22 protein-coding genes are annotated in these 23,673 nt (G+C 75.2%); 17 read left to right on the forward strand and 5 right to left on the reverse strand.

Features of this window, described 5'->3' with window-relative positions; translation table 11 throughout:
* The first annotated feature begins 95 nt into the window (after positions 1-95).
* Complete coding sequence (locus tag ACI784_RS03670; RefSeq protein ID WP_456922004.1) at positions 96-1,760, forward strand: multicopper oxidase family protein; 1,665 nt, start codon at positions 96-98, stop codon at positions 1,758-1,760.
* Between the two features lie 59 nt (positions 1,761-1,819).
* On the opposite strand, the gene mftR is transcribed toward ACI784_RS03670, so the two are convergent.
* A complete protein-coding gene (gene mftR, locus ACI784_RS03675; RefSeq protein WP_456922005.1) occupies positions 1,820-2,413 on the reverse strand; it encodes a mycofactocin system transcriptional regulator in 594 nt (197 codons plus the stop codon).
* A gap of 186 nt (positions 2,414-2,599) precedes the next feature.
* On the opposite strand from mftR, the gene mftA reads away from it, so the two are divergent.
* From mftA to ACI784_RS03695, 4 genes are read left to right on the forward strand one after another with little or no spacing between them, the layout of a single operon-like run.
* The gene (gene mftA, locus ACI784_RS03680; protein ID WP_456922006.1) at positions 2,600-2,713 is read left to right on the forward strand and encodes a mycofactocin precursor MftA; all 114 of its coding nucleotides are present in this window, start codon (positions 2,600-2,602) and stop codon (positions 2,711-2,713) included.
* A gap of 32 nt (positions 2,714-2,745) precedes the next feature.
* A complete protein-coding gene (gene mftB, locus ACI784_RS03685) occupies positions 2,746-3,066 on the forward strand; it encodes a mycofactocin biosynthesis chaperone MftB (protein ID WP_456922007.1) in 321 nt (106 codons plus the stop codon).
* The gene (gene mftC / locus ACI784_RS03690; RefSeq protein WP_456922008.1) at positions 3,063-4,298 is read left to right on the forward strand and encodes a mycofactocin radical SAM maturase; all 1,236 of its coding nucleotides are present in this window, start codon (positions 3,063-3,065) and stop codon (positions 4,296-4,298) included. Before mftB ends, mftC begins: the two co-directional genes overlap by 4 nt.
* A gap of 14 nt (positions 4,299-4,312) precedes the next feature.
* Positions 4,313-6,157, forward strand: coding sequence for a mycofactocin system FadH/OYE family oxidoreductase 1 (locus ACI784_RS03695; protein WP_457012555.1), 1,845 nt, complete (start codon positions 4,313-4,315; stop codon positions 6,155-6,157).
* On the opposite strand, the gene ACI784_RS03700 is transcribed toward ACI784_RS03695, so the two are convergent.
* Positions 6,154-6,633 (reverse strand): pyridoxamine 5'-phosphate oxidase family protein, encoded by a 480-nt coding sequence (locus ACI784_RS03700; RefSeq protein ID WP_456922009.1) that lies wholly within the window; start codon positions 6,631-6,633, stop codon positions 6,154-6,156. The two genes, ACI784_RS03695 and ACI784_RS03700, sit on opposite strands and share 4 nt — an antisense overlap.
* A 72-nt stretch (positions 6,634-6,705) precedes the next feature.
* Positions 6,706-7,083, reverse strand: a complete 378-nt coding sequence (locus ACI784_RS03705) for a YchJ family protein (protein WP_456922010.1) — start codon at positions 7,081-7,083, stop codon at positions 6,706-6,708.
* 54 nt (positions 7,084-7,137) lie between these two features.
* Here ACI784_RS03705 and ACI784_RS03710 point away from each other — a divergent pair, with 54 nt between their 5' ends.
* The gene (locus ACI784_RS03710; RefSeq protein WP_457012532.1) at positions 7,138-9,069 is read left to right on the forward strand and encodes a mycofactocin system FadH/OYE family oxidoreductase 2; all 1,932 of its coding nucleotides are present in this window, start codon (positions 7,138-7,140) and stop codon (positions 9,067-9,069) included.
* 11 nt (positions 9,070-9,080) lie between these two features.
* Here the strand turns inward: ACI784_RS03710 and ACI784_RS03715 are convergent, their stop codons facing one another.
* The gene (locus tag ACI784_RS03715) at positions 9,081-9,722 is read right to left on the reverse strand and encodes a TetR/AcrR family transcriptional regulator C-terminal domain-containing protein (RefSeq protein ID WP_457012533.1); all 642 of its coding nucleotides are present in this window, start codon (positions 9,720-9,722) and stop codon (positions 9,081-9,083) included.
* 62 nt (positions 9,723-9,784) lie between these two features.
* Between ACI784_RS03715 and ACI784_RS03720 the strand changes: the two genes are divergently transcribed.
* From ACI784_RS03720 to ACI784_RS03750, 7 genes are all read left to right on the forward strand, one after another.
* A complete protein-coding gene (locus tag ACI784_RS03720) occupies positions 9,785-10,777 on the forward strand; it encodes an ATP-binding cassette domain-containing protein (protein ID WP_457012534.1) in 993 nt (330 codons plus the stop codon).
* 1 nt (position 10,778) lies between these two features.
* Positions 10,779-11,648 carry an ABC transporter permease gene (locus ACI784_RS03725; protein WP_456922014.1) on the forward strand — a complete coding sequence of 290 codons (870 nt, stop codon included), beginning with the start codon at positions 10,779-10,781 and terminating at the stop codon, positions 11,646-11,648.
* A 154-nt stretch (positions 11,649-11,802) separates the two neighbouring features.
* Positions 11,803-12,498: a mycofactocin biosynthesis peptidyl-dipeptidase MftE gene (gene mftE, locus ACI784_RS03730; RefSeq protein WP_456922015.1), complete on the forward strand. Its 696-nt coding sequence runs from the start codon at positions 11,803-11,805 to the stop codon at positions 12,496-12,498.
* 26 nt (positions 12,499-12,524) lie between these two features.
* A complete protein-coding gene (locus ACI784_RS03735; RefSeq protein ID WP_456922016.1) occupies positions 12,525-13,067 on the forward strand; it encodes a cysteine hydrolase family protein in 543 nt (180 codons plus the stop codon).
* Positions 13,064-14,560, forward strand: a complete 1,497-nt coding sequence (gene mftF, locus ACI784_RS03740) for a mycofactocin biosynthesis glycosyltransferase MftF (protein WP_457012535.1) — start codon at positions 13,064-13,066, stop codon at positions 14,558-14,560. The genes ACI784_RS03735 and mftF overlap by 4 nt, the downstream gene beginning before the upstream one ends.
* Before the next feature lie 67 nt (positions 14,561-14,627).
* Entirely contained in the window at positions 14,628-15,965 is a 1,338-nt protein-coding gene (locus ACI784_RS03745; RefSeq protein ID WP_457012536.1) for a GAF domain-containing protein, read from the forward strand.
* A gap of 233 nt (positions 15,966-16,198) precedes the next feature.
* Entirely contained in the window at positions 16,199-17,437 is a 1,239-nt protein-coding gene (locus ACI784_RS03750; RefSeq protein ID WP_457012537.1) for an MFS transporter, read from the forward strand.
* Here ACI784_RS03750 and ACI784_RS03755 read toward each other — a convergent pair.
* Positions 17,434-18,426, reverse strand: a complete 993-nt coding sequence (locus tag ACI784_RS03755) for an iron-siderophore ABC transporter substrate-binding protein (RefSeq protein ID WP_457012538.1) — start codon at positions 18,424-18,426, stop codon at positions 17,434-17,436. The two genes, ACI784_RS03750 and ACI784_RS03755, sit on opposite strands and share 4 nt — an antisense overlap.
* Before the next feature lie 300 nt (positions 18,427-18,726).
* Here ACI784_RS03755 and ACI784_RS03760 point away from each other — a divergent pair, with 300 nt between their 5' ends.
* The 4 genes from ACI784_RS03760 (at position 18,727) to ACI784_RS03775 (ending at position 23,672) form a co-directional block, all read left to right on the forward strand.
* Complete coding sequence (locus ACI784_RS03760) at positions 18,727-19,272, forward strand: (2Fe-2S)-binding protein (protein WP_456922021.1); 546 nt, start codon at positions 18,727-18,729, stop codon at positions 19,270-19,272.
* Positions 19,269-21,761 (forward strand): xanthine dehydrogenase family protein molybdopterin-binding subunit, encoded by a 2,493-nt coding sequence (locus ACI784_RS03765; protein ID WP_457012539.1) that lies wholly within the window; start codon positions 19,269-19,271, stop codon positions 21,759-21,761. Before ACI784_RS03760 ends, ACI784_RS03765 begins: the two co-directional genes overlap by 4 nt.
* Before the next feature lie 28 nt (positions 21,762-21,789).
* A complete protein-coding gene (locus ACI784_RS03770; protein WP_456922023.1) occupies positions 21,790-22,650 on the forward strand; it encodes an FAD binding domain-containing protein in 861 nt (286 codons plus the stop codon).
* Between the two features lie 95 nt (positions 22,651-22,745).
* Positions 22,746-23,672 carry an SRPBCC family protein gene (locus ACI784_RS03775; RefSeq protein ID WP_456922024.1) on the forward strand — a complete coding sequence of 309 codons (927 nt, stop codon included), beginning with the start codon at positions 22,746-22,748 and terminating at the stop codon, positions 23,670-23,672.
* Position 23,673 lies beyond the last annotated feature (1 nt).

Raw genomic sequence — 23,673 nt, forward strand, 5'->3', positions numbered from 1 at the left:
GTGGACCCGCCCCACCTCACGGGTGTCGTTGGGCTGTGCAACGAGCGGAGTCTCCTCGCCGCCCACCCGTTCGGGGGACGCCAGAAGGAGCACTCGTGTCCGCCAACCTCACCCGCCGCGACGCCCTCAAGGTCGGCGCGTTCGGCGCCGCCGCCCTGTCCCTGCCGTTCATCCCGGTGCTCAGCGCGAAGTCCGTGTCGCAGCTGGCCGCCAGCAAGCTGCCCAAGCCCTACACGCTGCCGTTCAGGACGCCGCCGGTGGCGCAGGCGCGGTCCAACCCCGCCCATCCGGGCGCGGCGTTCTACCGGATCGAGCAGCGGCTGCTCACCCCGGAGATCATCCCCGGCTACAAGACGCCGGTCTTCGGCTACTTCGACACCATCGGCGGTGCCGGCGGTACGCCCGGGCCGACGATCCGCGTGCAGCAGGGCCAGACCGCCGTCGTCCGGCAGGCCAACAAGCTGCCGGAGACCCACCCCGCGATGAAGTACCGCGACTGGACCTCCACCCACCTGCACGGCTCTCCGTCGCGGCCGCAGTACGACGGCTACGCCAGCGACATGACGCAGCCGGGGGAGTGGAAGGACTACGTCTACGAGAACCGGATGAGCGCCCGCACGCTCTGGTACCACGACCACGGCGTGCACCACACGGCCGAGAACGCCTACATGGGCCTGGCCGCCATGTACGTCAGCACCGACCCCGTCGAGCGGGCACTCCCCCTGCCCAAGGGCGAGTTCGACGTCCCGCTGGTGCTCGGCGACAAGGCGTTCACCTCGAACGGCGCGCTGCTGTTCGACGACAACAGCCACTCGTCGACCTTCGGTGACGTCGTCCTCGTCAACGGCGTCCCGTGGCCGAACATGCAGGTCAAGCGGCGTAAGTACCGGTTCCGGATCCTCAACGCCTCCATCTCGCGCGGCTTCCGGCTGGCCCTGAGCGACGGCTCGCCGATGACCGTCATCGGCACCGACGGCGGCCTGATGCCGGCGCCGCAGACCGTCAAGGGCTTCCGCATCGGCATGGCCGAGCGCTACGAGGTGGTCATCGACTTCGCCAAGTACACGAAGGGGGCGAAGGTCCAGCTCAGGAACCTGGGCGTGCCCAACGCCACGGACTACGACAACACCGACAAGGTCATGCAGTTCGAGGTCCTCGAGGACACCGGCCCGACGACGGACAACGCCGTCCCCGACCTGCTCGACCCCACCGCCGCCCGCGGCGTGATGAGCCTGACGACCCAGGGCGCCATCAAGCGCACGATGCGCCTGGAGCGTAGCAACGGGGAGTGGGAGATCAGCGGCGTCACCTGGAAGGACATCGAGGACTCCGGGTTCACGCTGGAGTTCGCCAACCCGCAGCCCGGCGCCACCGAGCTGTGGACCATCGAGAACAGCTCCGGCGGCTGGTTCCACCCGTTGCACATCCACCTCGTGGACTTCCAGATCGTCGCCCGCAACGGGGCCCCGCCGCCGGCGCACGAGCGCGGCCCCAAGGACGTCGTCTACACCGGGGAGAACGAGAAGGTGGACCTGCTCATGCGGTTCCACCCCGCGGGCGACCCGAACTCCCACGACGCCGCCAGCCGGCCGGAGGAGCTCACCTACCCCGCCGACCACGGGCGGTACATGGTCCACTGCCACAACCTCACGCACGAGGACCACGACATGATGACCCAGTTCTGCGTGGGCGAGGACACGGCGGACGTCGACCCCATCAAGGCCGCGGCGGCGACCAGGGACGCCGAGCCGGACGACTGAGCGGGGGGCGGCCCCGGCTCCGCGCCGGGGCCGCCCGCCGTTCCACGTGGAACGGGCGGTCAGGCGGAGCGCAGGGTGGGGAAGCCGGCGGCGAGCTGGTCGAACGCCGCGTGCAGCTCGTCGCCGAGGGACGTCGTCCCGTCGGCCAGCCACACCTCGAACGCCGTCGTCGCGGCCGCGCGGGTCGTGGTGGCCACCAGCCGGGGGAGCAGCATGTCGGGCCGCTCCCCGGTGCGGCGGGCGACGTACTCGGCCACCACCCGGTCGACGTCGGCGTAGCGCACCTGCGAGTGGGCCTGCAGCGCCGGCTCGCCCAGGATCAGGGCCATCCGCCGGCGCAGCATCGGCAGGTCGGCTGTGGAGTAGTCGTTGACCTCGACATAGGCGGCGCAGATCGAGGCGAGCACCGGCTGGTCGGCCCGGGCGGTCGCCAGCAGCTGGTCGAGCCGCTCGACGTGGGAGGCGAAGTCGCCCCAGACCGCGTCGGCCTTGGTGGCGAAGTAGCGGAAGAACGTCCGGCGGCTGATGCCGGCCGCGTCGGCGATCTCGTCGGTGGTGACCTGCTCGAACCCGGTGCGGGCGAACAGGTCGAGGGCGGCCTCCTCGATCCGGGCACGGGTGTCCGCGCGCGCGTCGGGCAGGACGGAGGTCACGGGGTCCATCTTGCGGCACCGGGGCGCTCTCCCGGCCCGTCCCCGCGCCGCGTCCCCGGACGGGGCGACCGGGACCGCGCGCCGGCGCGCTGACCTGCGGGCCGCGGCCGACCCCCGGTGTTGCCCGTGGCACTGGGTGTCACTAACGTCCACGCCACGTTCGTAACCCCGATCACAGGAGGCACCGTGCCCGAGAACACCGACACCCAGGCAGCCGAGGCGCCCGCCGCCGAGGAGACCCTGGTCGAGGAGTCGCTCGTCGAGGAGGTCTCCATCGACGGCATGTGCGGGGTGTACTGATCGACGTCCCCGTCGCGGCGCCGGCTGACCCGATGAGCGACGCCGGCGCCGCTCCGCCGCCGGGCTCCGGCGCCCCCGCGTTCGACCCGTCGCTGCCGTGGCGCCGGGCCCGCTCGGTGGCCCTGCGCCCCGAGCCGTTCGGCGCGCTCGTCTACCACTTCGGCAACCGGAAGCTGTCGTTCCTCAAGTCGAAGACGCTGGTCACCGTCGTCGAGACGCTGGCCGACCACCCCAGCGCCGAGGCCACCCTCGTCGCGTGCGGGGTGCCCGAGGCGCAGCGGCCCGCCTACGTCAAGGCGCTGGCCGACCTCGCCCGTTCGCAGATGATCGAAGTACGGGAGACCTCTGCATGACCGCCGTCCTGCCGCCCCGCGCACCCGCCCCCGAACGCCCCGTCGGCGGCCGGCTGATCGACCAGTTCGAGTACGGGCTGGACGCGCCGATCTGCCTCACCTGGGAGCTCACCTACGCGTGCAACCTGGCGTGCGCGCACTGCCTGTCCTCCTCGGGACGGCGGGACCCCCGCGAGCTGTCCACCGCCGAGGCCGAGGCGGTCATCGACGAGCTCCAGCGGATGCAGGTCTTCTACGTCAACGTCGGCGGCGGCGAGCCCACCGTCCGGCCGGACTTCTGGCACCTGCTCGACTACGCCATCGGCCACGACGTCGGCGTCAAGTTCTCCACCAACGGCGTGAAGCTGGACAAGACCCGCGCCGCGCAGCTGGCCCGCACCGACTACGTCGACGTGCAGATCTCCCTGGACGGCGCGACCGCCGAGGTCAACGACCGCGTCCGCGGCACCGGCTCGTACGCCACCGCGATCCGCGCGCTCGAGAACCTGGCCGAGGCCGGGATGAAGGACTTCAAGGTCTCCGTCGTCGTCACCCGCGAGAACGCCGGGCAGCTCGACCAGTTCAAGGCCCTGACCGACTCCTTCGGCGCCCAGCTGCGGATCACGCGGCTGCGCCCGTCCGGCCGCGGCGCCGACGTCTGGGACGAGCTGCACCCCACCCAGCAGCAGCAGAAGGAGCTCTACCACTGGCTGCTGGCCAACGGCGACAACGTCCTGACCGGTGACTCCTTCTTCCACCTGTCGGCGTTCGGCGAGGCCCTGCCCGGGCTGAACCTGTGCGGCGCGGGCCGGGTCGTGTGCCTGATCGACCCGGTGGGCGACGTCTACGCCTGCCCGTTCGCGATCCACGAGAACTTCCTCGCCGGCAACGTCCGCGACGAGGGCGGCTTCCAGCGGGTGTGGCAGCAGTCGGAGCTCTTCACCGACCTGCGCAGCCCGCAGACCGGCGGCGCCTGCACCAAGTGCGCGCACTTCGACGCCTGCCGGGGCGGCTGCATGGCGGCGAAGTTCTTCACCGGTCTGCCGCTGGACGGCCCCGACCCCGAGTGCGTGCAGGGCTACGGCGAGACCGCCCTGGCCGCGCGCGACCTCGACCTGGTCACGCCGAAGAGCCACATCGACCACTCGCACAAGGGCCCGGTGCGCGGCCAGCCGACGCTGCTGGGCATGCCGAGCATCCCGCCGGCGAAGATCTGCGACGAGTCGCCGCTGGCCGGGCTCGACCTGCGCTGAGGCTCCTCGAGCCGCTGGTCCTGGCGGGCCGGACGGCGCCCTCCCGGGTGCTGTTCGGCCCGCACGAGACCAACCTGGGCCGCGGGCGTGCCCTCTCGGACCGGCACGCCGCGTACTACGCCCGCCGGGCCGCCGGCGGCTGCGGGATCGTCGTCACCGAGACCGCGTCGGTGCACGCGGACGACTGGCCCTACGAGCGCAGCCCGCTGGCCGCCGACTGCGGCCCCGGCTGGGCCGCCGTCGTCGCCGCCTGCCGGCCCTCCGGCGCGCTCGTCCTGGCCGGGCTCGGGCACACCGGGGCGCAGGGCACGAGCGCGCACACCCGGGCGGCGGTCTGGGGGCCGTCCGCCGTCCCCGACGTCGTCACCCGCGAGGTCCCGGCGGAGCTGGAGCCGGACGGGATCGCCGCCGCCGTCGCCGGCTTCCGGGCCGCCGCCCGCACCGCGGTCGCCGCGGACCTCGACGGCGTGGAGGTCGACGCCGGCCCGCGCGCGCTCCTGCGCCAGTTCGCCTCCGGCCTCACCAACACCCGCAGCGACGGCTACGGCACCGACCGGCTGCGGCTGCTGCGCGAGGTGCTCGCCGCCGTCCGCGCGGAACTCGGACCCGGCCGCGTGCTGGGGCTGCGGTTGTCCTGCGACGAGCAGGCACCGTGGGCCGGCATCACGCCGGAGACCGCGGTGGTCGCCGTCGCCGAGCTGGCCCCGGTGGTCGACCTGCTGGTCGTCGTCCGGGGCAGCGGCCTGGCGCCCTCGGCGTACCGGCCCGACGGGCACACCGCGCCCGGGTTCAACACCGCGCTCACCCGGGCGGTGCGATCCGCGGCGGGGGGCACGCCGGTGGTGCTCCAGGGATCGGTGGTGGACGTCGCCGCCGCCGAGGCCGCACTCGCCGACGGGACCGCGGACGCCGTGGAGATGACCCGCGCGCAGATCGCCGACGCCGACCTGGTCGCCAAGACGCGGGCCGGCGTCCCGGTGCGCCCGTGCACGCTGTGCAACCAGGCCTGCCAGGTGCTCGACGTCCGCAACCCCCCGGTCAGCTGCGTCGCCGACCCGTCCAGCGGACACGAGACCGAGGAGCCGGCCGGGGTGCCGTCCGGTGCCGGCCGGCGGGTGACCGTCGTGGGCGGCGGCCCCGCGGGGCTGGAGGCGGCCCGCGTGCTGGCCGGTGCCGGGGCCGACGTCCGGCTGGTCGAGCGGTCCGGCCGGCTCGGCGGTGCGCTGCCGCTGGTCGCCGCGCTGCCGGGCCGGGCGCGCTTCGCCGACCTCGCCGGCTGGCTGGAGCGGGAGGTGCGGCGGCTCGGGGTGCGCGTCGAGCTCGGGGCCGCCGCGGACGCCGGGGACGTCGTCGCCACCGGCGCCCGGCCCCGCCCGCCGGCGTTCGCCGTCGCGGACGGCGCGTGCGTGCTGCCCGCCGCCGACGTCCTGTCCGGGCGGGCCGTTCCCCCTGGGCCGGTCATCGTGCATGATCCCGCCGGCGGGCCGGCCGGCACGGGGGCGGCCGAGCTGCTCGCCGCCGCCGGCCGTGAGGTCACGGTGGTCACCCCGGACGAGGTCGTGGGGGTCCGGCTCGCCGGTGACCTCGCGCCGGCCAACACGCGGCTGCTGAGGGCCGGCGTGCGCCGGGAGACCGGCTGCGTGCTCCGGGCGGTCCAGGACGGCGCGGCGGTGCTCGCCGACCGCTGGACCGGCGCCGAACGCCGCCTGCCCTGCGCCGTCGTGGTCGACGCCGCGGCCCTGCTGCCCGGCGCCGTGCCGGGCGCCGCGGTGGGGGCGGGGGACGTCATCGCGCCGCGCACCGTGCTCGAGGCGGTGCTCGAGGGCCGGCGCGCGGCGCGGGCGGTGCTGGGGGCCTAGAGGTCGACCTTGGCGCTGTCGCCGGCCTCGATCCGCTGCCCGGTGGCCTTGGCCTTCACGAAGCTGAACGCGGTCGCCAGCCGGCCGCCCGGGGCGTCCCAGTACTCCGCGGAGTCGGCGTCGACCCGGACCAGCACGGACGTCGGGTCCTCGGGCCCCTGGGGCAGCCACGCCTCGACGCCGCTGTTCCAGAGCTCCTTCTTCTTCGCCACGTCGTCCACCACCGAGGCGTGCCCGGTGAGGGACACCCAGGTGCCGCCCGACCCGACGCCGACGTTGACCTGCGGGGAGGCGGCGACGTGCGCCAGCCACTCGGTGCCCCGCTCGGCGAAGAACCACAGGTCGCCGTCGAACTCGACCTCCTGCAGCGTCATGGGGCGGCTGGTGAGCTTGCCCTCGGGCGTGACGGTGGTGAGGAAGCCGAACCGCTCCCCCTTGATGAGCTCGGCGACCTTCCGGGTGTCCTCGGTGGTCATGACGTCCTCTCGTCGTGCGCGATCAGATGACGCCCACCTCCTGCCCACCGCGCCGGTCGCCGACACCCGGCGTCACACCGCGTCGACGTACCGCCAGGCCCCGTCCTCGCGGACGAACCGGCTGACCTCGTGCTGGCTGCCGGTCTGCCCGTCGTGCCGGTACCAGGCGCGGAACTCCACGGTCCCCTCGCGCGCCAGCAGCCCGCCGCCGGTGCCGCCGATCACGTCCAGACCGGTCCAGCGCACCGACGGGTGCAGCTCCAGCGACGCCGGGCGCGTCGTCGGGTGCCAGGTCGCCAGCAGGTAGTCGGCGTCCCCGACCACGAAGGCGCTGTACCGCGAGCGCATGAGCTGCTCCGCGGTGCCCGCCGCGGTCGTCCCGTCGTGCAGCGGGCCGCAGCACTCGGCGTAGGGGAGCCCGGTTCCGCAGGGACAGCGTCGGGGAGCCATGCGCAAGAGTGTCCCGGGACCCGGAGGTGCCGGGGCACGCGGAACGGAGGGGACGTGGCGTTCGAGCGGCTGGCTGCCCCGCTGCGCGTGGGGCCGGTGACGCTGCCCAACCGGGTCGTCTTCCCCGCCCACCTGACGAACTTCGCGGTCGACGGGCTGCCCACCGAGCGGCACGCCGCCTACTACGCGGCGCGGGCGGCGGGCGGCGCCGGGCTGGTGGTCACCGAGGAGTCGACCGTCGACCCCGCCGACCGGCCCTACGAGAAGCTGGTCCGGGGGTACGACCCGGCAGTGCTGCCCGGTTGGCGGCGGGTCACCGATGCCGTCCACGCGCACGGGGTGCCGGTGTTCGCCCAGCTCAACCACAACGGCGGGCAGTCCGACGCGACGCACACGCGGGCACCGCTGGTCGCGCCGTCCCCCGTGCCCGACCCGCTGTTCCGCGAGGTGCCGCGGGAGGCCACCGCCGCCGACATCGCCCGGCTGGTGGCCGGCTACGCCGACGTCGCCGCCCGCTGCGCCGCGGGCGGGTTCGACGGCGTGGAGGTGCAGGCCTCGCAGTCCTCGCTGGCCCGCCAGTTCCTCTCCCGCGCGACCAACCGGCGTACCGACGGCTACGGCGGCACGCTGGAGCACCGCGCCCGCTTCCTCGTCGAGGTGCTCACCGCCGTCCGGGAGGCGCTCGGGCCGGGCCGCGCGCTGGGCGTGCGCCTGGCCGGCGAGGAGGGGGTGGACGACGGGACGACGACCGCCGAGGCCGCCGCCACCGCCCGGCTGCTGGGCGAGCGCGGCCTGGTCGACTACGTGAGCACGACGGTCGGCGTCGCGACGGCGACCCTGGAGCGGGTCATCCCGCCGATGACCACCGCGCCCGGCTACGCCCGGCCCCTCGCCGCCGCGATCCGCGCCGCCGCGGGCGTGCCCGTCATCGGCGTCGGCCGGTTCCTCGCCCCGGAGCAGGCCGAGCGCGCCCTGGCCGACGGCGACTGCGACCTCGTGGGCGTGGCCCGGGGGCAGATCGCCGACCCGGAGTTCGCGGGCAAGGCGCTCACCGGGCGGGCCGCGGAGATCCGCACCTGCCTGGGATGCAACCAGGAGTGCGTGGGCCGGGTGGGCCTCAACCGGCCGCTGGGCTGCGTGACCAACCCGCGGGCCGGCCGGGAGGCGCCGCTGCCCGTGCCGGTGCGCCGCCGGCGGGTGCTGGTGGTCGGGGGTGGGCCGGCCGGGCTCCGCACGGCGGCCACCGCCGCGCAGCGCGGGCACGCGGTCACCCTGCTCGAGCAGGGGCCGGCCACCGGGGGCGCGGTCCTGCTCGCGGCGTCCGCCCCCGGCCGGGACGGGCTGCGGCCGCTCGTGGACGACCTGGCCGCGGAGTGCGCGCGGGCCGGCGTGGAGGTCCGCACCGGGGTCCGGGCCACCGCGGCGATGGTGGCGGCCGAGGCGCCCGATGCCGTCGTCCTCGCCACCGGCGCCCGCCTGGCCCGGCCGGCGTGGGCGGGGAGCGACGAGCGCGTGGTCGACGTCCGGGACGTGCTGTCCGGCCGGGTCCAGCCGGCCGGCGACGTGCTCGTCGTCGACGACCTGGGCACGGCCGCGGCGCCGTCGGTCGCCGAGTTGCTGGCCGAGCGGGGCTGCGCGGTGGAGGTGGTGACGGCGGGGATGGTCGTCGGGCAGGACCTGGGCCTCACGCTGGACACGCCCCGCTGGCGGCGGCGCGCGGCGGAGCTCCGCATCCGGCTGGACACCGACCTGGTCGTCGAGGGCGTCGAGGGGCCGGTCGTGCGGCTGCTGCACCACCCGACCGGCGTGCCGGAGCAACGCAGGGTCGACCACGTGGTGGTCGCGACCTCCGGCCGGGCCGACGACGGGCTGTGGCGCGACCTGGCCGGCAGCGGGCTGGAGGTGCACCGGGTCGGCGACTGCCTCGCCCCGCGCCGGGCCTCGGCGGCCACCCTGGACGGCGAGCGGGTCGGCGCGGCGCTCTGACCGTCCCGGGGTCAGGTGGCGAACCGGGTGCGCAGGCCCGTGACGAGCAGGTCCAGGCCGAACTCGAACGTGGTCTCGTGCGGCTCGCCGAGCACCTCGGTGATCGCCGCGAGGAGCACCGGCTGCTCGGCGAGGACCTCCGCGCGCCGGGCGCCTGCGTCCTCGTCGTCGGCGTCCGGGAGGGGGGTGGTGCGGCTGCGCTCGGCCTCGGCCTGCCACTCGGTCGCGCTGCCGATGACGTAGGAGCCGATCGCGAACAGTGCGTGCTGGGCCTGGCCCGGTGTGAGCCCCGCGTCGACGAGCACGCTCAGGGACCGCTCGATCCGCTCCAGGCTCTCCTGCCCGGGCCGGTTGCCGGCCAGCACCCGGGGCGCGTCGCGGGTGGCGACGAGCGCGGTGAACATCCGCCGCGCGTCCTCGCGCAGCCACTCCCACCACGGCTGCCCGGGCTCGGGCGCGGGGTGGTCGACGCCGGCCCGGCGGAACAGCTCCTCGGCCATGAGGTCCATGAGCTGGCGCTTGTTCTCGACGTGCCAGTAGAGCGTCGGCCCGGCCACCCCGAGGCGCGCGGCCACCCGCCGGAAGGACACGCACTCCAGGCCGCCGTCGGCCAGCAGGGCCAGTGCCGCGTCGACGACCGCCTCCCGGGTCACCGGAGCACGCTCGGCCGCTTTCACGCTTGACACTCTAACGGTGTGAGAGGCATCCTCCCCCGGTGTCTAACACCGTTAGAGGGGCGGCCATCGAGGTGGCCGGGCTGACGAAGACCTACAAGACCGGCGACACCGTCGTGGAGGCGGTCAAGGGCATCGACCTGCGCGTTGAGCGCGGGCAGACCTACGGCTTCCTCGGCCCCAACGGGGCGGGCAAGTCCACGACGATCGAGATGCTGTGCACCATCCGGAACCCCACCGCCGGCGCCGCCCGCGTCGCCGGGTTCGACGTCGTCCGCGAGCGCGACCAGGTGCGCCGTCGGATCGGGCTGGTGTTCCAGCAGCAGACGCTGGATCTGCAGCTCACCGCCGAGCAGAACCTCCGCTTCCACGCCGAGCTGTACGGGCTCTCCCGGGCCGACGCCGACCGGCGCATCGGGGAGGTCCTGGAGATGGTCGCGCTGACCGACCGCCGCTCCGACGTCGTCCAGCGGTTCTCCGGGGGCATGAAGCGGCGGCTGGAGATCGCCCGCGGCCTCGTGCACGCCCCGCAGGTGCTCTTCCTCGACGAGCCCACCATCGGGCTGGACCCGCAGACCCGCGCCGCCATCTGGGACTACCTCCACGACCTGCGCCGGACGACGGAGATCACCGTCTTCGTCACCACGCACTACATGGACGAGGCCGAGCACTGCGACCGGATCGCGATCATGGACCACGGCGAGGTGGTCGTCGAGGACACCCCCGAGGCGCTGAAGTCCAGCATCGGCACCGACCGCATCGCCCTGCGCACCGACGACGACGAGCTGGCCATCGCCCGCGTCCGCGAGCGCCTGGGCATCGAGGCCGGCGTCCACGAGGGGCAGGTGACCCTCGCCGTCGCCCAGGGCGCGCAGGTCGTGCCCCGGCTGTTCACCGAGCTCGGCGTCGGCATCCGCTCGGTCACCGTCACGCGGCCGAGCCTGGACGACGTCTTCCTGACCTACACCGGCCGCACCATCCGCGACTCCGAGGGGGCCGGCCCGGCCGGGTTCCCGTTCGCCGGGAGGCGATGACATGACCACGACCCGACCCGAGACCGCGGCACCCGCCCCGCTCACCGAGGTCCGCAGCGACCTGGCCCACGAGCTGCGCGCCACCTGGGTGGTCATGCGCCGCGAGCTCATCCGGCTGCGTCAGGACCGCGCGCGGATCCTCACCATGCTGCTGCAGCCGGTGCTGTTCATCTTCGTCATGGGCACCGGGCTGGCCAGCATCGTCGACACCGGCGGGAGCACGGACTTCCGCACGTTCCTCTTCCCCGGCGTCCTGGCGACGTCGGTGCTGTTCACCGCCGCGTTCGCCGGCATCTCGCTGGTGTGGGACCGGGAGTTCGGGTTCCTGCGCGAGATGATGGTGGCCCCCATCTCCCGCGCGGCGATCATCTGGGGCAAGTGCCTGGGGGGCGCCGTCGTCGCCACCGTGCAGAGCCTCGTGCTCGTCGCACTCATGGGCACCGTCGGCATCCCCTACGCGCCGGTGCTGATCCTCCAGCTGGTCGCCTGCCTGTTCCTCGGGTCGCTGCTGCTGACCGCGCTGGGCGTGCTGCTGTCGACCCGGATCACGACCATCCAGACGGCGATGCCGGTCAGCCAGCTGCTGATCATGCCGATGATGTTCCTGTCGGGCGCGCTCTTCCCGATCTCCGGGCTGCCCGACTGGCTGGCGGTGCTGACCCGGCTCAACCCGCTGACCTACGTGGTGCAGCCCATGCGGTACTTCGTGCTGGAGCACCTGTCGCTGACCGCTGAGGAGCGCGAGCGGTTGGTGCCGGTGCTCACCTGGTTCGGCTGGGAGGTGCCGGTGGGGGTGCAGCTGCTCACCGTCGCCGTCATCACCCTCGGCCTGGTCGCCCTCGCGGCGCGGGTCTTCAAGACGACGGAGTAGGAGGACCCCCAGGAGGACCCCCCAGAAGGACCCCCAGAAGGACCCCGTCGCCCCCCGCCACTCGCAGGCTCGCGGCGGGACCCTGCGACGGGGCCGCCTGACCCCTCGCAGGCTCGCGGCGGGCCTCGGAACGGGGTCTCCCTAAGCTCCAGCGGTGACCTCCCTCGCCGGTGCCGTGTGGCCGGACCTCCCGCAGCGGCCGCTGCTGCTCGTGCCGCTGGGCGCGGTCGAGCAGCACGGCCACCACCTGCCGCTGGCCACCGACACCACGGTCGCGTGCACGGTGGCCGAGGCGGCGGTCGCCGAGCTGGACGGCGCGCTGTTGGCACCCGCCCTGGCCTACGGCGCGAGCGGTGAGCACGAGGGCTTCCCCGGCACCGTCTCCATCGGCACCGAGGCGCTCACCGGGCTGCTGGTCGAGTACGGCCGCTCGGCGTGCCGGTGGGCCGGCCGCCTGGTGCTGGTCAACGGCCACGGCGGCAACCTCGACGCGCTGCGCACCGCCGGGCGGCGGTTGCGCGACGAGGGGCGCGACGTCGCCTGGTTCCCCTGTGGCGTGCCCGGGGCCGACGCGCACGCCGGGCGCACCGAGACGTCGGTGATGTTGCACGTGGAACCCGCGCTGGTGCGCACCGACCGCGCGGTTGCCGGGGACACCACCCCGATCGCCGAGCTGCTGCCGCGGCTGCGCGCCGAGGGGGTGCGCGAGGTGAGCCCCACCGGGGTGCTCGGCGACCCGGCGGGTGCGTCGGCCGAGGAGGGCGCCGAGCTCCTGGCCACGATGGCCGCCCGGCTCGGGGCCGCCGTCCGGGCGTGGGACGTCGACCCCACCGGTCGGTTGAGGGGCTGATCCCGGCCGCGGTTAGGGTCGCCGGCATGGGCGCACCGTCGGGTTGGCTGGTCGTCGTCGACTACCAGGAGGTCTTCCGCGACACGTCCTCGCCGTGGACGACGCCGCGTTTCGACGAGATCCGCCCGCGCATCCGGTCGCTCGTGGAGGCCTTCGGCGAACGCGTCGTCTTCACCCGGTTCGTCGTCCCGGAGCAGCCGGAGGGCGCCTGGGTCGACTACTACAAGGAGTACGCCTACTTCACCGAGCCGCACGCCATCCCGCTGTTCCAGCTGTCGGAGGACCCGGGCGACCGGCCCGTCATCGACGCCCCGACCTTCGGCAAGTGGGTGCCCGAGGTGGCCGAGCTGGTCGGGGAGGGTCCGGTCACCGTCGCCGGCGTCGCCACCGACTGCTGCGTGCTGTCCACCGTGCTGCCCGCGGCCGACGCCGGCGTGCGCGTGCGGGTGGTCTCGGACGCCTGCGCCGGGGCCGACGACGAGTCGCACGACGACACCATGCGGATCCTCGGCTGCTACGCGCCCCTGGTCGAGGTGACCACGACCGCGGAGGTCCTCGCGGCGGGATGACGCCCGCCCCCGCGGTCCCGGCGCCGCCCTCCGCCCGGCTCCCCGACGGCTTCGCCGTCCGGCTGGACCCCCGGACCAGGCGCAGGGACGGCGGGACGGCGCTGCTCGGGGGCTCCCCGCTGCGGCTGCTCCGGCTGCTGCCGAGGGCCCGCGACCTGCTGCGGGGTGACCGGCTGGTGGTCCGGGACGCCACGACCGCCGCGCTCGCCGCCCGGCTGCTCGACAGCGGCCTCGCCCACCCAGCCCTCGCCCACCCAGCCCTCGCCCACCCGGACCTCCCCGGCGCCGCGGCGGCCGGCCTCACCGTCGTCGTCCCGGTCAAGGACCGCCCCGCCGCGGTCGACCGGCTGCTGGCCGCGCTGCGCGCCGACCCCGCCACCGTGGCGGTGCCGGTCCTCGTGGTGGACGACGGCTCCGCCGACCCCGGGACCCTCGCGCGGGTCGCGACCCGGCACGGTGCCCGCGTGCTGCGGCACGAGGAGAGCCGCGGCCCGGCCGCCGCCCGCAACGCCGGCCTGGCCGCGGCCACCACCGACCTGGTCGCGTTCCTCGACTCGGACTGCGTGCCGCGGCCGGGGTGGGCCACGGTGCTCGCCCCGCACGCGGCCGACCCCCGCCTGGCGCTGGTCGCGCCGCGGATCACCGCGCTGCCCCCGCGCGGCGCCGGCTGGGTGGACCGCTACGAGACGGCGGTCAGCGCGCTGGACATGGGGGCGCACCCCGCGCCGGTGACCGCCGGGACGGCGGTGTCGTACGTGCCCAGCGCCGCGCTGCTGGCCCGCCGCACGGCGCTCGGCGACGGCTTCGACGAGTCGATGCGGGTGGCCGAGGACGTCGACCTGGTCTGGCGGCTCACCGCCGCCGGCTGGCGGGTGCGCTACGAGCCCGCGGCCGAGGTCGCCCACGAGCACCCCTCGGCGACGGGCGAGTGGCTGCGCCGCCGCGCCTTCTACGGCACCGGGGCCGCGCTGCTGGCGGTGCGGCACGGTGCTGCGGTGGCCCCCGTCGTCGTCTCGCCGTGGTCGGCGCTGGCCTGGGGCCTGCTCCTGACCGGCCGTCGACCGGCGGTCGCGGCCGCGGGCGGGGCGCTGGCCGTCACGGCCATCCGGCTGGCGCGGCGGCTGGCCCGGCCGGGGGAGCCGCCGCCCCTCGGGCTGGCGGCCGCCCTGGTGCTGCGCGGCAGCGCGTCTGCCGGGCGCACCCTGGCCCGCAGCGCCACCCGGCACCACTGGCCGCTGGCGCTGGCCGCGGCGGTGGTGTCCCGGCGGGCCCGGCGGACGGTGGTCGCGGCGGCCGCCGCCGACGCCGTCCTCGCCTGGTGGCCGCACCGGCGCGCGGTCGGCCTGCTGCGCTTCGCCGCGGCCCGGCGGCTGGAGGACCTCGCCTACGGCACCGGGCTGTGGGCAGGTGCCCTCCGCGCGCGCGACCCCCGCGCCCTGCTGCCCGCGGCCCCGCCCCCGATGGCCCCACCGCGCCGGCCCGCCGCGCGCTGAGACGGCCGGAGGCTGCCTGGTGGAAAGCCGCGCGAGGGGCCACGATGCAGGCGATGAGCCCGAGCCCGTGGACGACGCCGTGACGCTGGTCAACCCCTGGCTCGCGCTGCCCGAGGGACGCCCCGACCCCGCCCACGCCCGGCGGCTCCGGGCCGCCCACGAGGCCCTGGTCACCCGGGGCGGTCCACCGGCCGGCGGCTCGGTGCGCGCCGTCGTCTGGGACTCCTGGCGCCGATGTCTCGGCAGCGGTGTCGACCCCGACGGCACCGCGCCCCCGGTCGACCTCCTCGACGACGACCTGCTGGTCCACCGCGCCGCGCACCCGCTGGCCCCGGTACTGCCGGTGATCCGCCGGCTGCTGGTCGAGGACGCCGAGGCCGACCAGATGATCGTCGCGGTGACCGACGCGGCCGGCCGGATGCTGTGGGTGGAGGGCGACCGGCGGCTGCGGTCGCGCGCCGAGGCCCTGAACTTCGTCGAGGGCGCCCGCTGGTCGGAGGAGGTCGCCGGCACCAACGCCCCCGGCACCGCGCTGGCCCTCGACCACGCCGTCCAGATCTACGGCAGCGAGCACTTCCGCCGTCCGGTGCAGAACTGGAGCTGCTCGGCCGCGCCGGTGCACGACCCGGTGACCGGCGTCCTGCTCGGCGCCATCGACGTCACCGGCGGCGACCACGTGGCCAGCCCGCACGTGCTCACGCTGGTCCGGGCGACCGTGGCCGCGGTCGAGTCCGAGCTGCGCTGGCTGCACCGCGAGCAGACCGCCCGGCGTCCCGCTCCGCCCGCGCCCCGGCCGGCCGCCCCGCGGCTGGAGGTCCTGGGCCGGGAGCGCGCCCGCCTCCGGCTGCCCGCAGGCCCCGTCGAGCTGTCGCTGCGCCACTCCGAGCTCCTGCTGCTGCTCGCCGAGGCCGCCGTCACCGGCCGCGGCCGCACCGCCGAGCAGCTGGCGGCCGAGTGCCACGGCGGGGAGGCCGCGCCGGTGACCGTGCGGGCCGAGCTGTCCCGCCTGCGCCGGCTGGTCGGCACCGACCTCCTCGGCTCCCGGCCGTACCGGCTGCTCGAGCCGCTGGAGACCGACCTGGACCAGGTGCGCCGGCTGCTGGGCCGCGGCGCGGTCGGCGCCGCGCTGGAGCGCTACGCCGGCGCGGTGCTGCCGCGCTCGGCCGCGCCCGGCGTCGTGACCGCCCGCGAGCGGGTCACGGCCCTCCTGCGGCAGGCGGTCCTGGCCAGCCGCCGCCCGGAGCTGCTGCTGCGCTACAGCCGGCTGCCCGAGGCCCAGGACGACGTCGCGGTGTGGCAGACCTGCCTGGAGTGGCTGCCGCCGGGCGCCCCCCACCGGCCCGCGGTCGCCGCGCACCTGCACCGCCTCCGCCGGGCACCCCGCGCGCCGCTGCGCCTGCACTGAGGAAGGACCCCCTGCCCCCCACCGCTCGCAGGCTCGCGGCGGGACCCTGTAGGGGGCCAGGGGCGATGGGGTGACCCCTGCCCCCACCGCTCGCAGGCTCGCGGCGGGACCCTGCAGGGGGCCAGGGGCGATGGGGTGACCCCTGCCTCCCACCGCTCGCAGGCTCACGGCGGGACCCTCCAGGAGGCCGTCGTCGGGAATGTCCCCGACGGGGCGGGACTTGGCACCGACACGTGAGCGCACCGCCGGACGTCCCCCTGCCCTCCACCCGGCGGGTCGTCGCCGCGGTCGTCGCCCTCGCCCTGGGCGGCTTCGCGATCGGCACCACCGAGTTCGTCACGATGGGCGTCCTGCCCGACATCGCCGCGGGGATCGGGGTCGACATCCCCACCGCGGGCCACGTCATCTCCGCGTACGCGCTGGGGGTCGTGGTCGGCGCGCCGGTGATCGCCGCGCTGGGCGCCCGGCTGCCCCGCCGCGCCCTGCTGGTCGGGCTGATGGCCGCGTTCCTCGTCGGCAACGTGGGCAGCGCGCTGGCGCCCGGCCAGGCCTCGCTGCTGCTGGCCCGGTTCGTCAGCGGCCTGCCGCACGGTGCGTACTTCGGCGTCGCCTCGCTGGTCGCCGCGGCCCTGGTGCCGCCCCAGTTGCGCGGCCGGGCGGTCAGCTCGGTGATGCTGGGCCTGGCGGTGGCCAACGTCGCGGGGGTGCCGGCGGCCACCTGGCTCGGGCAGCAGCTGGGCTGGCGGGCGGCCTACTGGGCGGTCGTCGTCCTCGCCGCCGTCACGGTGTGCGCGGTCCTCGCGGTGGTGCCGTCCGCGCCGGGCCGGCCGGACGCCGGGGTGGCCACCGAGCTGGCCGCGCTGCGCCGTCCGCAGGTGCTGCTGACCCTGCTCGTGGCCACGGTCGGCTTCGGCGGGATGTTCGCCGTCTACAGCTACATCGCGCCGGTCACCACCGAGGTGACGGGGCTGCCGCGGGGTGCGGTCCCGTGGGTGCTGCTGGTCTACGGCGCCGGCGGCGTCGTGGGCACCGCACTGGGCGGCCGGCTGGCCGACCTCGCGCTGTTCCGCTCGCTGGTGGGGGCCATGGTCACCGTCGGGCTGGTACTGGCGCTGTTCCCCGCCCTCGCGGGCTCGGCCGCGGGCCTGCTGGGCGGGGCCTTCCTGCTCGCCGCGACCGCGTCGGTCCTCGTCGTGACCCTGCAGCTGCGGCTCATGGAGGTGGCCGGCGACGCGCAGATGCTCGGCGCCGCGCTCAACCACTCGGCCCTCAACGCCGCCAACGCCCTCGGCGCCTGGCTCGGCGGCGTGGTCATCGCCGCCGGCCTGGGCTGGACCTCCCCCGCGGTGGTGGGCGCGGGCCTGGCCGCCGTCGGGCTGGCCGCGCTGACGGCCTCGGCGGTGCTTCGCCGCCGCGAGCGGCGCGCCGGGCCGGTGCGGACGGCGCCCGCACCGGCCCCGGCGGGGGGCTAGAGCGTCTCGGCGAACAGCGGGACCGCGTTCTCCAGCGCGTACTCGATGCCGAGCGGGGTGCCGCTGGAGAAGGCGCTGACCAGCTCCTGGTCCTCGAGGACGAGCGCGTGGCCCTGCTGGACCGACGGCAGCGTGCCCCAGACGGGGTTCGAGGTGATGGCGCCGGCCTCCACGAAGATCGGGAAGACGACGGTCAGCGGCGCGTCGAGCAGCGACACCTGCTCGTCGCTGACCGACACGAAGAAGTTGGTGCCGGACAGCTCCTGGATCGCGGGCTTGTTGACGAAGCCGAGCTGCTCCATGAAGTCCACCCGCGAGTCGCCGCGGACGTAGGCGCCGAAGCCCTCGGAGGTGTAGGCCGCCACGGCCACCTCGGTGCCGTCGAACTCGGGGTGCGCGGCGGCGGCCTCGGTGAACTGCTGGTCGATGTCGGCCTCGAGCTGCTGCGCCTCCTCGACCTTGCCCAGCGCCTGGCCGACCAGCTCGAGCTGCTGCTGCCAGGTGGTCTGGTAGGGGCCGGCGCCCTCGGGCTGGCCGATGGTCGGCGCGATCTGCTCGAGCAGGTCGTAGCGCTCCTGCGTGGCGGCCGACCGGGTGTCGAGGATCAGGTCGGGCTCCAGCGCGGCGATCGCCTCCAGGCTCGGCTCCAGGGTGTCGATCAGCTCCGGGGCCTCGTCGTAGCGGCCCTCCGCCCACGGGCCGACGCCCTCGCCGCCGAAGCCCAGCCAGTCGCTGGCCCCGACCGGCTGGACACCGAGGGCCAGCGCCGTCTCGGCGTCCGACCAGCCCAGCGCGACGACGCGGGTCGGCTCCTCCTCGACGGTCACGTCGCCGAAGGCGGTGGCGACGGTGACCGGGAAGGCCCCGGACGACGCCCCGGAGGACGCCGCGACGTCGCCCCCGTCCTCCGCCGGGTCGGAGCCGCAGCTGGTGGCCAGGAGGGCGACGGCGAGCAGCGCGGCGCCACGCAGGACGGGACGGGAACGCATCAGGACTCCTCGGTGCGGTCAGTAGGTGAGGCTCACCTAACACCTGTCCCGGCACGAGCGGGTCACGGGGGTGCGGCCGGGCGTGCTGCAACGGCCCTGCAACGTTGTCCGGCGGCGCGAGTCGGGACGACGCGCCATAGGGACCTCCGCAGATGCGGACCGTCAAGCGTCCTCGTTCCGCTGTAGCGGAGACGATCTCACGTGCCGCGCAGGTAAGCGTGGCCTAAGTCACTCACCCGTTGCCAGACTCCGCCTCCAGGTGGCTTCGCCACACGACCCCTGCAACGAAGCGGAGGATCCGTGACACAGATCAACGTGCGGGTCGACGGGGTGTCCTACACCGACGACGTCGAACCGCGGACCCTGCTCGTCCACTACCTGCGTGAACAGCTCGGCAAGGTCGGCACCGTCGTCGGCTGCGACACCAGCAACTGCGGCGCCTGCACCGTCCACCTCGACGGCGCCGCGGTGAAGTCCTGCACCGTGCTCGCCGTCCAGGCCGACGGCAGCGAGGTCACCACCATCGAGGGGCTGGCCCGGGAGGGCGAGCTGCACCCGGTGCAGAAGGCGTTCCACGAGATGCACGGCCTGCAGTGCGGGTTCTGCACCCCGGGGATGATCATGGCGTCGGTCGACCTGCTCAAGGAGAACCCCGACCCCAGCGAGACCGAGGTGCGCGAGGGCATCGAGGGCAACCTCTGCCGCTGCACCGGCTACCAGAACATCGTCCGCGCGGTGCGGCACGCCGCCGCCGAGATGCGCGGCAGCGGGGGCGCCGAGGTGCCGTCCGCCCGCTCGGAGGCCGGGGACACGGCCGCCGCTGACACCGTGGTGGTGCAGGCATGACGATCACCGAGGACGCCGCCGACCTGGCCCCCGCCAAGGAGGTCGGAAAGGCCCGCCGCCGCAAGGAGGACGCCCGGCTCATCACCGGCCGGACGACGTGGACCGACAACATGGTCCTGCCGGGGATGCTGCACATCGCCGTCGTCCGCAGCCCCGTCGCCCACGCCAAGATCACGAACGTCGACGTCTCGGCCGCGAAGCAGGCCCCCGGCGTCGTCGCGGTCTACACCGGCCGGGACCTCGCCGAGGAGCAGGGCTCCATCCCCTGCGCGTGGCCGGTGACGCCGGACATGGTCAACCCCGGGCACCCCTCCGTCGCCGTGGAGGAGGTCAACCACGTCGGGGAGGCCGTCGCCGTCATCGTCGCCCGCAGCCGGGCCGCCGCGGCCGACGCCCTCGAACTGGTGGACGTCGACTACTCCCCGCTACCCCCGGTGCTGGACATGGAGGAGGCGGTCAAGGGCGAGGCGGACCTCTGCCACGACCACATCGAGTCCAACACCGCGTACCACTTCGTCTTCGACGCGGGCGAGGCCGGCACCGGCGCCGACACCGAGCAGGCCTTCGCCGACGCCGACGTCGTGGTCAGCCGCCGCTTCGTCAACCAGCGGCTGATCCCGGCCTTCATGGAGCCGCGCTCGGTCGTCGTCCAGCCGCAGGGCGACAACTTCACCATGTGGTCGGCCACCCAGATCCCGCACGTGCTGCGGGTGATGCTGGCGATGGTCACCGGCGTCCCGGAGCACAAGCTCCGGGTCATCGCCCCCGACGTCGGTGGTGGCTTCGGCGGGAAGCTGCAGGTCAACCCCGAGGAGGTCATCGCCCTCCTGGTGGCCCGGCGGCTGGGCAAGCCGGTCAAGTGGACCGAGACCCGCAGCGAGTCGCTGATGACCGCCCACCACGGCCGCGACCAGATCCAGTACATCGACGTCGCCGCCGACCGCGAGGGCAACGTCAAGGGCCTCAAGGTGCGGCTGCTGGCCGACATGGGCGCCTACCTGCGGCTGATCACCCCGGGCGTCCCGGCGCTGGGCGCGTTCATGTTCCCGGCGATCTACAAGTTCCCGGCCTACCGGTTCGAGTGCGACGGCGTCTTCACCAACAAGGTGCCCACCGACGCCTACCGCGGCGCCGGCCGGCCGGAGGCGACCTTCGCCATCGAGCGGATCATGGACGAGCTCGCCGTCGAGCTGGGCATGGACCCGTTGGAGCTGCGCCGGAAGAACTGGATCCAGGCCCAGGAGTTCCCGTTCACCACGGTCGCGGGCCTGGAGTACGACAGCGGCGACTACGACGCCGCCACCCGGCAGGCGCTGGAGCTGATCGGCTACGACGAGCTGCGCGAGGAACAGCGCCGCCGCCGCGAGTCGAACGACCCGGTGCAGCTGGGCATCGGATTCTCCACGTTCACGGAGATGTGCGGCCTGGCGCCGTCCCGGGTGCTGGGTTCGCTGTCCTACGGGGCCGGCGGCTGGGAGTCGGCGTCCATCCGGATGCTGCCCACGGGCAAGGTCGAGGTCGTCACCGGCTCGACGCCGCACGGCCAGGGCCACGAGACGGCGTGGAGCCAGCTGGTCGCCGACCAGCTCGGCGTCCCCTTCGAGGACGTCGAGGTGCTGCACGGCGACACCGCGGTGGCCCCCAAGGGCATGGACACCTACGGCTCCCGGTCCCTGGTGGTCGGCGGGACGGCGGTGGTCAAGGCCGCGGAGAAGGTCGTCGCGAAGGCCCGCAAGGTCGCCGCGCACCTGCTCGAGGCCAGCGAGGACGACCTCGAGTTCGCCGACGGCAAGTTCTCGGTGCGCGGCACGCCCGGCACGAGCATGGGCATCCAGGAGATCGCCCTGGCGGTCTTCGCGGCGCACGACTACCCGGAGGACGTCGAGCCGTCGATCGACGCGGACGCCACCTACGACCCGGCCAACTTCTCCTTCCCCCACGGCACACACATCTGCGCCATGGAGGTCGACACCGAGACCGGCATGGTCACGATCCGCAAGTACGCCTGCGTGGACGACGTCGGCACGATCGTGAACCCGCTGATCGTCGAGGGGCAGGTGCACGGCGGGCTGGCGCAGGGGATCGCCCAGGCGCTGTACGAGGAGGCCGTCTACGACGCCGACGGCAACCTCACCACCGGCACGTTCGTCGACTACCTGGTGCCGTCGGCGGCCGACCTGCCGCACTTCGACACCGGTAACACGGTGCACGAGGCGCCGGGCAACCCGATCGGGGCCAAGGGCGTCGGCGAGGCCGGCTGCATCGCCAGCACGCCCGCGGTGGTCAACGCCGCCCTCGACGCCCTCCGGCCGCTGGGGGTGAGCGACATCCGCATGCCGCTGACGCCGGAACGGGTGTGGCGGGCCATCCACCAGGGCGGGGACGGCGGCGACCGCGCCACCGCCGGCACCAACGCCTACGGCGGGGCGCAGACCGAGACCACCGCCGGCGTCTCCACCCCGCAGTCGTCCCTCGGAGGTGACCGGTGATCTGCCGATTCGACGAAGGAGAAGCGCCGTGATCCCCGCTCCGTTCGCGTACGCCCGGCCGACGACCGTCGACGAGGCGCTGCAGGCCATCGCCGACGGCGGCGAGGACGTGAAGATCCTGGCCGGCGGCCAGTCGCTGATCCCGGTCATGCGGCTGCGCCTGGCCGCGCCCGAGACGGTCGTCGACCTGTCGCGGGTGAGCGAGCTGCGCGGCGTCCGGGACGACGGCGACGCGATCGTCATCGGGGCCATGACCACGCACCATGACGTGCTGGTCGACCCCCTGATCGCGCAGCACGCGCCGCTGATCGCCGAGGCCACCGAGACCGTCGCCGACCGGCAGGTGCGGGCACGCGGCACCTTCGGCGGCGCGCTGGCGCACGCCGACCCGGCCGGTGACCTGCCGGCCGTGGCGCTCGCGCTGGACGCCGAGTTCGTGATCGCCGGCCCCGGCGGGGCGCGGCGCACGGTGCCCGCGGCGGACTTCTTCGTCGACTACCTCACCACCGCGCTGGAGGAGGGGGAGCTGCTCGTCGAGATCCGCGTCCCCAAGCTGGCCGGGCAGTGGGGCATGCACTACGAGAAGTTCAACCGGGTGGCGCAGGCCTGGTCGATCGTCGCGGTGGCCGCGGCGGTCCGCCGCGAGGACGGGCGCATCGCGGAGGCCCGGATCGGGCTGACCAACATGGGCCCGACCCCGCTGCGCGCCAGAGCCGCCGAGGCCGCCCTGGCGGGGGCGGCGGCCAGCGCGGACGCCATCGCGGCGGCGGCGCAGGCGGCCGCGGAGGGCACCAGCCCGAGCAGCGACCTCAACGCGCAGGCCGACTACCGCCAGCACCTGGCGCAGGTGCTGACTCGCCGTGCGGTGACCACCGCCGCCGGGTTGTAGCGTCGGTCACCCGCCCCCGGAACCGCCCAGTCCCTCTCGGCCGGCCCGCCCCTCGGGGCGGACCGGCCGAGCCACGTAGCCCAGGAGGTCGCACCGTGCAGTTGGAGAACTCGTTCACCGTCCCCGTGCCCATCGACGAGGCCTGGCGGGTGCTGCTGGACATCGAGCGGATCGCGCCGTGCATGCCCGGCGCCGCCCTGGACTCGGTCACCGGCGACGACTTCACCGGCCGGGTGAAGGTCAAGCTCGGCCCGATCAACCTCACCTACCAGGGCAAGGCCTCCTTCATCGAGAAGGACGAGGCCGCGCACAAGGCGGTCATCGACGGCCGTGGCAAGGACCAGCGCGGCAACGGCACCGCGTCCGCGCTGATCACCGCCCAGTTGAAGGCCGAGGGCGACACCACGCGGGTGGACGTCCTCACCGACCTCAACATCACCGGCCGGCCCGCCCAGTTCGGCCGCGGCGTCATGACCGACGTCGGGAACAAGCTGCTGGGGCAGTTCGCCGACAAGCTCGCCGCCCAGCTCGGGGCCGGCGACGAGCAGGCCGCCGCGACCCCGCCCCCGGCCGGTGCGGCCGCGACGGCGGCCGGCGTGGCCGAGGAGGTCGCCGCCTCCGTCGAGCAGGTGCCCGGCGACGGCGCCGCGGCCACGGCGACGCGCAACGCGGCGTCGGCGGCCCGGGAGTCCGCCGCGGCCGCGGCGGACAAGGCCGCCGGTGACACCACCTCGGTGAGCACCCCGGCCGGCCCGTCCGCGACCCCGGCGTCCACCCCGGCGGTGCCGGCCACCGCCGCTCCGGGCGCCGCGGCCCCGGCCACGGTGGCGAGCACCCCGGCCGGCCCGGCCGCCACGCCCGCCAGCACCCCGGCCCGGTCGCCCCAGGCCGAGCCCGAGCCGATCGACCTGCTCGAGGTCGCCGGCGGCGCGGCGATGGCCCGCTACGCGACGCCGCTGGCCGGCGTCGCCGCGGTGCTGCTGGTGATCACGCTGATCGTGCGCCGGCGCCGCCGCCGCTGAG

The sequence above is a fragment of the Geodermatophilus sp. SYSU D01186 genome (genome assembly GCF_054050215.1).